The sequence below is a fragment of the Bacteroidales bacterium genome, assembly GCA_035299085.1.
In the GTDB taxonomy this organism is placed as follows: Bacteria; Bacteroidota; Bacteroidia; order Bacteroidales; family UBA10428; genus UBA5072.
This window is the reverse complement of sequence record DATGXG010000014.1, coordinates 103,865-114,968: the sequence shown is the minus strand read 5'-3', so window position 1 is coordinate 114,968 and position 11,104 is coordinate 103,865. Positions and strand designations below refer to the sequence as shown.

The following is an 11,104-nucleotide window of genomic DNA, read 5'->3' as shown; positions in this document are numbered from 1 at the left end:
TAAACATCATGAAAACAATCAGGTCTTTACTATTTTTACTACTCTTTAGTTTTGAAGGAAATTGTCAGATAATTGATACAAATAATTCATGGAACTATTTGGAAGTATTGGTGCCTACATGCAAAAAAAGTACAAATTGTGAAGGGAAACTTTATCAAAATTTTAATTGCAGGATAGGAGGTGATACTTTAATCAATGGTAAAGTATACAACAAAGTAATTGAAACAACTAAACGGAATAATGATTCGAGTTCTGAAAGCTATATTTCCGGATTCCTACGTGAGGAAGAAAACCATAAAAAGATATTTAGTCTTTTATCATATTTAGATGATTCAACAGAAGTTTTACTTTATGATTTTACAATTAAAAAAGATTCCGTTTTCAACTCAACATATGAAAGAATATATCATTTGCCTGAGGGTGATAAAATTATTAAAGATACCTTATACAGCTCACAGGTTATAGATATTGATAGTGTTGTATATATGGGTATTAAAAGACTTCGAATTAAATTTTTGGACTTTCGTGTTAATTGGATTGAAGATAATCCTGAAAAAGATACTGTTGAATGGATTGAAGGGATTGGGTCTAATAAAGGATTATTGAATTATGCATACGGAGATTATAATTTGTTATGTTTTAAACAAAATGATGAAGTCAAATACTACAATAAATTGGGACTTGATTGTAATTATTCAGGCCCGATAAACAAATTGGAAGACAATGAATTTAATAAGATCAGATTATATCCAAATCCATTAAGAGGAAAAATACTTTATATTAGCAGCGAAAGTATTATTAAGACTGTACTAATTTATAATGTTTGTGGATATTTGGTTGGACAATTTACTCCTGAAAACACTGATTATCAAATTCCACTATACAACCTTAATAGTGGTATTTACATTTTTCAAATAGATGGTTTTCCCTTCAAAATCATAATTTAATAAACACGGTTCCTAACAACAGTATGCCATTTTAAAAGACAGACAGACTCATGGAATATTGGAATAAAAGACAATGATGCTTTTGCTGACGTCTATTGCCGGGGGCAGTGCAGGGCGGACAAGCTGAAAGCGCTTGAAATGGCAACAGCTTATAACAGCGGAGATTGCGTGATACTAAATAGAACATTACTACATATGAAAAACATTTTATTTATAGCATTTTTGATTTTATTTACAACAGAAGCCTGGTCTCAAAATTGGGTATGGGGAATAAAAGCCTCCGGAAACCCTCAATATAGTGAGGACACTGATATCGCTGTTGACCATGAAGGTAATGTTGTTATCGCTGGTTATTACGAATTAGGCTTAAGATTAGACACTTTTTCATTATACACTGATGACGATTATTATTCTGACATATTTTTATGCCGTATGGATTCTGCGCACAATATTGAATGGTTAAAACATATTGAAACAGGTAGTACATATGATTATGGTATTGGAGTATGTATAGATGATGATAAAAACATTTATTTGACAGGTGGAAGAAATGGAAAAATTTTCGTTTCAAAATATGATTCAACAGGCAACGAGTTATGGTTTTGTGATTTCAACAAAGAGTATTACGGACAAGGAAATGATGTTGCTATTGACCAGTTCGATAATGTTTATATTACAGGTAAAAATGGAGGCAACACTTTTGTTGCAAAGATCGATTTTTATGGGGTACCTATTTGGACTAAACGATTTATGGGTTGTAATTCAAATGGATGTCAGGGCAATGATATTGCTGTGGATTGCATGGGAACAATATATTTAACAGGCTCTTTCGAATGTGATTCGTTAATGATTGATGATATTAAAATTGAAAATAATTGGCAGTGGGGAGAACAAACATTTGTAACAAAAATCTCATCTATTGGTATTGTTCAATGGGCAAAAACACCGATAGGAAAAACTAATTCAATACCACAAATAACTTTGAATAGAAATGGTATTCTAATTAGTACTGTCGTTTCAACTTCTGAAATGGATTTTGGAAATGGCATAGTTATCACGAAAACTGCAGGAGGAAATGATGGTAGTCCGTTAATAGCGCAGTATGATTTTGATGGAAATATTGAATGGGCAAAAATTATAAATACATATCATGGAGGTACAGGATCTCCCAGGGATATTATTACAGATTCAGACGACAATATTTATCTGATTGGTGAATCCTTCGGAAACTATGGTGGAACAGAAATGGATTTTTATGTAGAGAAATATGACAGGAATGGAGACTTGCAGTTTAATAAGCTATACCAAACCTCAGTTAGTGAATATGGTCATGGCCTTGGTATTGATAATTTTGGTAATGCATATATTGTTGGGTATTCTCAGATAATAAACTTCATTGGAGATGGAATTGATGATTGGCCTTCATCTGTTGGTATAGCAAAACTAAAAACTAATTCAACTACCAATTTGCGACCCAGCAGACCTAAGGTTGAAAGATTAAATTTTATATGTTCAGGAGAACAATTTGATGAAATATCAGCTATTGGTACGAATATTAGATGGTATGGTGATAAATTCCTGAAAGAATTGCTTTATGAAGGAAATACCTTTAATAATGAACTGGTTGAAACAGATACCTTATATGTTACACAAACCATAAATGGAGTTGAAAGCTGGAGTAAAGAAGTAATTATTCATTTTTCAAAACTGCCAAATACTTTTCTTAATCTCTCAAATGATACATTATTAGTTAATCAGGGAGATTATTTCAAATATCAATGGTACTTAAATGGTGATTCTATACAAAATGGAAATAAAAATTATATGTTGGTAGATACTATAGGAACATTTAGTGTAAATATTAAAGAAGGCGACTGCGTAAAATGGATTGACACAACAATAGTTCAAAGTTCAATTGAGAAGTTTCTGAAAAAAGAAGACCTATTATTATTTCCGAATCCAACAATTGATGGTGCAATAAATTTAGTAATGCGAATTAATTCTAATGCTGTATTATATATAAGAGTATATAACCTAAATGGTTCAAATATCATCAATAGGAAACTAAATATTCAAAATGGTCTTGTAACAGACAAGTTAGATTTTAGTGGCTATTCAAAAGGAATATACATAATAAACATTTTTGGGGATGGATTAAATATTACTAAGAAAATACTAAAACAGTAGAAACAATAACCCGACACTTGGTATGGTGAGCACGACTCCATACCATCCATGTACAAATTTTTTCAGCAGAGTCACATGAGCCCTCTGGTCCTATGCCGGGATTGTTTGCTCTCCATAAGTGGTTAACCCAACCCCTCCTCCACTGCGATACGGCGGTAGTAATAATGCTGTTCACAACATCAGGTCATATGCAATGCCCGGTTGTGCGGGATTTACTGTTACTTAAATTAATTAAATGCGCATAAAAGGATTAGATTTTTTGAGAGGAATAGCTGTTATACTGGTAATATTTCGACATGCTAGTAGTGGTAATATTATATCTGATATTGGTTGGATCGGTGTTGATTTATTTTTTGTTTTAAGTGGATTTTTAGTTGCAGGTCTCGTATTTAAGGAGTATTTAGATTATCAGAAAGTTGATATAACTAGATTTTTAGTAAGGAGAGGATTTAAGATTTATCCACCCTTTTACTTTTTTATTTTTATTACTATCGTTTTAAACTATATCCAAACTAAAGGCTTTTATAGTTTGAGTCAAGTATTAAATGAGATATTTTATCTTCAAAGTTATAGAAGAGGTATTTGGCATCATACTTGGTCTTTGGCTATTGAGGAGCATTTCTATATTGGATTGGCTTTGTTTATTTTGATTTGTATAAGGACAAAGCTCATTGAAAACAAAAAGTTCATTGGTTATTTTTTGATTTGCATGCTTATCCTTTCGTTTTTGATGAGATTCTATATATCCTATCAAAACAGAGATAAGCTTTTTTTCTCATTCACAGCGACACATTTGAGAATGGATGGGATTTTGATTGGAGTATTAACTTCGTATTTATATTACTTTACCGACTTCTACAAATTATTTTCTAAATGCAAATATTGGTTTTTTGTGTTTGCGTCCATCTTGATTAGTCCTGTCTTCTTTTTTTCAGGAGGAAGCTATTTTATGAATACCATAGGACTCACCACAGTCAATTTAGGTTTTGGTTTATTAGTTTTATTCAGTCTAAATGCCTTCAAGATCAGTAATCAGATATTTTTGCCAATAACCAAAATTCCTTTTATGATAATTTGTTTCATTGGGATTCATTCATATTCTATTTACTTGTGGCATCTGATGTCTGAAAAGATTGTCAGATTGATGGATTGCAATCAGCAATATTATTTCATACTGTTTTTGATTGTTTCCATATCATTAGGTGTAACAATGTCATATGCTATTGAAAAACCATTTCTGGGTTTAAGAGATATTATATATAAAAGGAAATAACTTTGCACAGCAAAGAGTCACACAATTCTGACCTCACGAATCGATTTATCAATCCATGGGCCGGGGATACTAAATGGAAAAATAAGTATCACGATCCGGATTTTAGACCCATTCATAAAAACAACCGATCATAGCAAAGGTCATTATGAAAAAACTTAGATTTATGGTATTAGGGTTACTTCCGGTTTTATTCTCCTGTGAAAAACCGGAAAATAGCCCAATTATTTTAAACGATTACATAACAGATCTTTATGGCAATTCCTATTTCCCGTTGGATACAAATGATACCTGGATATATAAAAAGATCTTTTGTCTATATGATGATGTAATTGACAGTATTGATGAAAGTTATTGCGATACGACAATGGATTCCATTACTCCGGGCCCGGGAAAATTAATAAGACATATTGTTGCTAAAAAATTTGGCCAGAATTATTATAACACCCAATATAATAAAGTATCGTTGGTCATTGATAGTAATTCTGTTTTTATTTACACTATGTTATCGACTTATTATTTACAGAGTTAAATGATACCAGCTGGTGAGATACTGTTAATAATGCTCATTACGGCGAAGCCATAATCCGATTTAATCAACATAAAACTTCTAATGATACTGCACAAGAAATTACATTAACAATTAATCCGGGTTATGTTATCGGCCTGCATGACGCTTATGTATTTCAAAAACACATTGGAATTATACGATCTTCTTATAGTGGAATCAATATGGATGGTACTACAGAATTAAAGAATTATATTAATAATTAGCTGAAAATTCATCTACAACTTTAATGAAGCTAAATCACTTGCCGAAACCAGAATCACCGGTTTACAGCTTTACATTTTCAAACAAATTTTTATGAAATACTCCCTGACTTTTACATTTGTGTTACTTATATGTAATTCAATATTTGCACAAATAACTTCGTACGAAGGTTATATTATAAAAAGCAACAGTGATACGATTAAAGGAAACCAGGAATATATTGGTACAAGAAATTCAAATCGCTGTAATTTTATCCCTCAGAATTCAAAGAAGGTTTTATTCTTCAAACCGGATCAAATAAAACAATACTGTATTGGTAATAATATGACTTTTTATTCTCTGGAATATAATGGTAAAATGACCTTTTTCAACCTCATAACGAAAGGTAAATCAAATCTGTATTCTTATAAAGATAATTTATACGTCAAAAGTAATTTGGGACAAGTCACCAAGCTTTCTGGAGGAGAAAAGATAATTGAATTGAACGGCAAAAGATACATACAGAATAATGAATCATATAAGATTCAGCTGAAAGAATGTGTATCCGATACCAGTTACTATCCCGGTATAGAACGTCTGAACTTTGACAATAATGAAATAATCACATTTATGGCAAAGTATAATGGAGATTCTCCTGTTACCGATAAAAATTTCAAAACAAGAAACAGAAATGTTATTAGCCTCTTTATCGGAACCTCGGTGAGTAAGCAAATAATCGGTAATGATCCTATCGCCTATGAACCCTTTTTTAGTTACCATAAAATGAATAAAAGCACCCGGTCAGTTCTTAATAATTTTATTGGTATTTCAATCCAGCGAAAACTCCCATCAAACATTATTGATTTGAAATTTAGCCTGATCTATGAAAGAGCCGACCAACAAATCTATCTGAAACAATGTGATCTCAGTAATATAGATATGGTGATCCTGACAGGTCGTGAAGATTTTGAATCGGATAATTCAAATTATACCTTACAGAACCGGACTGAAATGAATCTTTCGTCGATTAATGTACCATTATCAGTCCTGTATAACTTTTCATACGGTCGTATTCGTCCATTCGCTGAAGTGGGTTTAAAAGCCAAAATATGCCTGAATAACAAGATCCATTCAACTCGGGAAATTTTTAAAGACAACGAATCTTACAGTAAAAAAACGTATACTTCGGAGGTGCCCGTCATTGCCGGATTGAGTCTTAGTTTAGGCAGTAACTATATAATAAATATAAATAACTCAATCGGAATCGGGCTGACCGGTGATGTTTATATTCCTTCGAATGATTATTTCGATAATATTTTTGATTTAGGATTATATATATTTTATAGTTTCTAAGTCTTATTGCAAGGGGCTTTGCCACTATTTGTCCCGGATGGCATAGAAGACCAGCGTTAAAACCCATCTAAAAAAATAACAATGATAACAAAAACAAATCCGAGAATCATGTATACAGAAATTTACATGATTTTAACTGCCATTTTTATTATCTACTTTTTAAATTCCTGTAAAAAGAATTCTACCACACCGGATAACGGGATAAAGAATTCGACTCCTTACCTGGTTGATATCGGTAGCGCTATGGAACATGTATCTTCATACAACATGAGCGATCTGGTTGAGCGTGTGGAATACATCAGGTTGGAAACTTCACCCGATTGTCTTCTAAAAAAGGTCGACAAAATAATGCTTTCCGATTCGTTCATGTTTATCAGCGATTTTGAGTGTATATATAAATTTGACAGGAAAGGTAAGTTTATCAGCAAAATAGGCAGGCAGGGACGAGGCCCGGGTGAATACTTAAATGTTTTGCATTTTTGTATTGATGACAGGCAAAAATTAATCTATACCCTGGATTTAATCGATAAATTTCATGTTTTTAGCTTTAATGGAAATTATGTCAGGTCCTTCAGAATGAAATATCCTTCTTTTAATTTCTTTACTACCGATTCTGCAAAATTAGCCTGCAACGTACCAAATACCCCTAAAGAACCTTCATCATGCGATCTAAGTCTTTATATAATGGATAAGAATGGAGAGATCGTTAAAACATTTAAAAATTACCATAAAAGAACGAACAATTTCGCTATCGTTAAATCTCCCTTGTATAAGTTTGAAAATACAATCCGATTTAAAGAGCATGGGGTGGATACACTTTATTCCTTAATCAACAATAAATTGGTTCCTTATGCTATTTTTAACATAGGGAACCTGGCCATGGAACCAGATCCGGTTTGGAATCCACAGACAGATTTTGGAGACGCCAATCAGAAATACAGAATCAAAGAATTAGGTGAAACAAAGGATTTAATTTTAATTGGATTGATTCAGGGAATGTATTCCGATTCAACTATAAATTTTGTATATGACAAAAAGAAAGGGAATACTTTTAAATTAGATCACGGTAAATTCACCAATGATTTGGGTGGTCTGCCTTTTTGGCCAAAGCTTGGATATTATCATGATGACAGGGTTCTGATTGATTTTACATATGCCTATGATTTTAAAAATCAGGCATTGGCTGCTGATCATATCAACAATGACCAAATTAAACAAATCGCATCTATTATAAATGAAAATTCAAATCCCATAATCATTATTGGTTATCTAAAGTAAAACAGGCAGAAAACAAAGCTAAATGTATTCAAACTTGACATGCGCTTTTGTGGTCAACGGATGGTGCCGAATGTGTAATACGGCAGACAAAATAATTCAAACCAGTCAACCATTATTACCCTGAAACGTTATCCCTTCCAATCAACCACTGAAAAAATAAAAAACATGGCATCGATTAATCCCTACATTCATTTTAACGGAAATGCGGAAGAAGCATTTACACATTACAAATCTGTCTTTGGTGGTGAATTTACTTCACTCGTTCGCTTCAAGGATATGAATTTTGAAGGCGCCCCCAACAATCCAAAGGAAGCGGAAAAAATTATGCATATCGCTTTGCCCATTGGCAAACACAATGTGTTAATGGGAAGCGACACTCCGGAGCAACTGGGAAAGCATAATGAAAATGAAACCCGGAGCAAGATTTTTATAGGGACCGAAAGCAAGGAAGAAGCTGATAAAATATTTAACGGACTTTCAAAGGGTGTACAGGCGGAAATGCCCATGGAGCAAAGTCCCTGGGGTACCTATTTCGGAATGTTCAGGGATAAATTCGGTATTGAGTGGATGGTGGAATTTGATTCCAAAAACAAAGGATAATCAAGCATATAGGAGCTCTTCCCAATTCCCCTAAGCCAGGGGTTATCTATTTCTGTCGCTTTCCTGTCACAGATTGATAGCCCCTTATCAATTTCTTTATCACCGGGTTGTTTGATTCACTATCTTGTTGCAAACAACACCCTGACACCCATGAAAACGAAACGGATAGCCCTCCTTTTGGTTTGCTTATTCATTGCATGCCACTTACCTTAAATTGGACAATCTCCTGAATTCTATGGGATGACTTCTGAAGGTGGAAAATATAACAGTGGTTGTGTTTTCAATCTTAACAGGGATAGCGGAAAACTTAAAATAATCAAAAATTTTGAAATTCAGAATGAGGGAAAACGTCCGTGTTCTGATCTTTGTCTCGCCAATAACGGCAAGTTTTATGGAATGACCCGTGAAGGAGGACTGTACAACCTTGGTATTCTCTTTGAATGGGATCCCTCAACGAATGTCTATATCAAAAAGCTGGATTTTAATGGGACAGAAAACGGGTCAAGGCCTATGGGTTCATTGATATGCTTTAGCAGAAGAGAACAATGAAATCCCTGTTACTTACAGTATGGCTGGGACTTATGCTGACTGAACTATCCGGCCAGGAAAATATCCAATGGATCTCTCATTTTGGAAGTACCGGGGAATACTACGGTGTTGAATCAGGCCGTCATATAATTACAGATTCCGGGGGAAATATCTATGTGTCCGGTGAGTTTGCCGATTCATTCCAAATTGATGGCCTAAAAATAAAATCAAATGGTGATAAAGAAATTTTCCTGGTAAAATTAAACCCGTCAGGAAAAGTACAATGGATTAAAAACTTCGGAGGTAAACAAGGAGATTGGAGCGGAGGCATTTGTACCGACAAATCACAAAATCTCTTTCTTACAGGTAATTTCCGTGATACCCTTAAAATCGAAGACTCTGTTTTCACGAGTAATCCGGGGAACTATGATATATTCCTGGTGAAACTCGACACCAGTGGTCAGATCTTATGGTCTCAGGCCTTTACCGGAGAAGGTCAAAACGCGACAAACGCCATTGCATCTGATTCCGCAGGTAATATCTATATAACCGGTTACTACCTGGAAGATTTAAAATTTGGCAGGTTTTTGCTTGAAGGGCCCTCTGCGCGCTCAGATCTTTTCATCGTAAAATTGAATACTGACGGCGAGGTTATCTGGGCAAAATCGGCAAAAGGCAATGCCAATAACTATGGGAATGACATCGCCTGTTATGATTCGGAAAATTTGTATCTCACAGGTTTCATGTGGGATTCTGTTTATTTTGACAGTCATTTATTGACATCTTCAGGAAATCTGCAGGCTTTCATTTCAAAAATCGACGCGACAACGGGAGAGTTTTTGTGGGCTGTCGGTGGCGGAGGAATTGGTTTAAGTGATGGTAAAGCTATTGCTGTCGACAGTGAAGGCGATGTTATAATGTGCGGTTGGTACAGAAAAGCAGTAAGTTTTAACAACGATTCTGTCACCAACGGGGGAAATTACAATGGACCCGATGATGTTTTTATTGCAAAATTTAACAGTGATGGTAGTTTGATATGGTTGAAAAGCACAACCTGCAGTTTGTATTCCGATTGCTTTGATCTTTCAATCAACAATGAAAATGATATTTATATTACAGGCAATTTCAGGGGAGTAATTAAGTGGGGCTCTACCTTTTATTACAGCACTGTTCCCTTTTATCATGATATTTTTGTATTCAAAATGGACCCCGATGGGAATTTCGAATGGTTCAAATCATACGGTGGCGATAGTCCTATGAATGATATCGGTTTTGGATTGACATGTTATGAAAACAATCTTTACATAACAGGAATGTACAGTTCAAATAGCTGGTTTGATAATGTTCATTTAGAATGCGACGGGGCAAGTGATATATTTGTTCTGAATCTTTCGGATGAACCTGCTGCCCCTGTTAGCATTGAGAAACATGAGCAGGAGGTGCTTATTTATCCCAATCCCTTCAAAAACAGTATCAGTTTAAAGTTTTTGGATTTTAGATCGGGTGAGATAGACAGGCTATGGATAACGGATATGTTTGGGAAAATAGCCTATGAAAAAGTTCGATTACAGGAAAATGAACCCGTAAATATTTCCGGCCTTAAAAGTGGCCTTTATATCCTGCATATTCAAAAAGGGATAGAAATCATTTCAGAAAAGATTGTGAGAGAATAATTATATTTACTGGTAATCAATACCCTATAAAATGAAAAAATCAATATTTTGCTTACTTGCTATTGTTGCCCTATCGACATCTGGTGCCCTGAATGCCCAGGACAAGGTTAAAAATACCATTCTACCCGGATCCTGGATGGGCAAACTCTCACCGGAGGGAATGGAATTGCGGGTTGTTTTTAACCTGACTCTTGTACAGCCGGACAGTCTTACAGTTACCCTGGATAGTCCCGACCAGGGTGCATCGGGCATACCGGCCGGACCCGTTATCGTGGAAGGACAGAAAATTATCATTAAAGCACCGGATATCAACGGGCAGTATGACGGAACTGTGGTGAACGATTCCACCATTACCGGAACCTGGTCGCAGAACGGCGGATCGTTGCCCCTGGATGTCAAAAAAGTAAAGAAATAGGAGTAATGAAGTAATGAAGTAATGAAGTAATGAAGTAATGTTCATTTTTCATTCATTCTTCATTTTTCATTCATTCATCAGGGGCGACATTTTGGTAGAGAA

Annotated in this window: 10 protein-coding genes; all 10 read left to right on the top strand. The window is 34.6% G+C overall.

All coding sequences use genetic code 11. The features are described from left to right. Positions 1 to 8 precede the first annotated feature (8 nt). Positions 9 to 947, top strand: a complete 939-nt coding sequence (locus VK179_04100; GenBank protein ID HLO57898.1) for a T9SS type A sorting domain-containing protein — start codon at positions 9 to 11, stop codon at positions 945 to 947. 195 nt (positions 948 to 1,142) lie between these two features. After that, on the top strand, positions 1,143 to 3,134 hold the full coding sequence (locus VK179_04095; GenBank protein ID HLO57897.1) for an SBBP repeat-containing protein: 1,992 nt from the start codon (positions 1,143 to 1,145) through the stop codon (positions 3,132 to 3,134). 235 nt (positions 3,135 to 3,369) lie between these two features. Next, positions 3,370 to 4,407: an acyltransferase gene (locus VK179_04090; GenBank protein ID HLO57896.1), complete on the top strand. Its 1,038-nt coding sequence runs from the start codon at positions 3,370 to 3,372 to the stop codon at positions 4,405 to 4,407. Between the two features lie 163 nt (positions 4,408 to 4,570). Then, a complete protein-coding gene (locus VK179_04085; GenBank protein ID HLO57895.1) occupies positions 4,571 to 4,936 on the top strand; it encodes a hypothetical protein in 366 nt (121 codons plus the stop codon). 333 nt (positions 4,937 to 5,269) lie between these two features. Then, a complete protein-coding gene (locus tag VK179_04080; protein ID HLO57894.1) occupies positions 5,270 to 6,508 on the top strand; it encodes a hypothetical protein in 1,239 nt (412 codons plus the stop codon). A 108-nt stretch (positions 6,509 to 6,616) separates the two neighbouring features. After that, a complete protein-coding gene (locus tag VK179_04075) occupies positions 6,617 to 7,786 on the top strand; it encodes a 6-bladed beta-propeller (GenBank protein HLO57893.1) in 1,170 nt (389 codons plus the stop codon). 165 nt (positions 7,787 to 7,951) lie between these two features. Next, positions 7,952 to 8,386, top strand: coding sequence for a VOC family protein (locus tag VK179_04070; GenBank protein HLO57892.1), 435 nt, complete (start codon positions 7,952 to 7,954; stop codon positions 8,384 to 8,386). Between the two features lie 240 nt (positions 8,387 to 8,626). After that, the gene (locus VK179_04065; protein ID HLO57891.1) at positions 8,627 to 8,935 is read left to right on the top strand and encodes a choice-of-anchor tandem repeat GloVer-containing protein; all 309 of its coding nucleotides are present in this window, start codon (positions 8,627 to 8,629) and stop codon (positions 8,933 to 8,935) included. Further along, positions 8,932 to 10,587: a T9SS type A sorting domain-containing protein gene (locus VK179_04060; protein HLO57890.1), complete on the top strand. Its 1,656-nt coding sequence runs from the start codon at positions 8,932 to 8,934 to the stop codon at positions 10,585 to 10,587. The genes VK179_04065 and VK179_04060 overlap by 4 nt, the downstream gene beginning before the upstream one ends. 31 nt (positions 10,588 to 10,618) lie before the next feature. Beyond that, on the top strand, positions 10,619 to 11,002 hold the full coding sequence (locus VK179_04055) for a hypothetical protein (protein ID HLO57889.1): 384 nt from the start codon (positions 10,619 to 10,621) through the stop codon (positions 11,000 to 11,002). Positions 11,003 to 11,104: the final 102 nt, after the last annotated feature.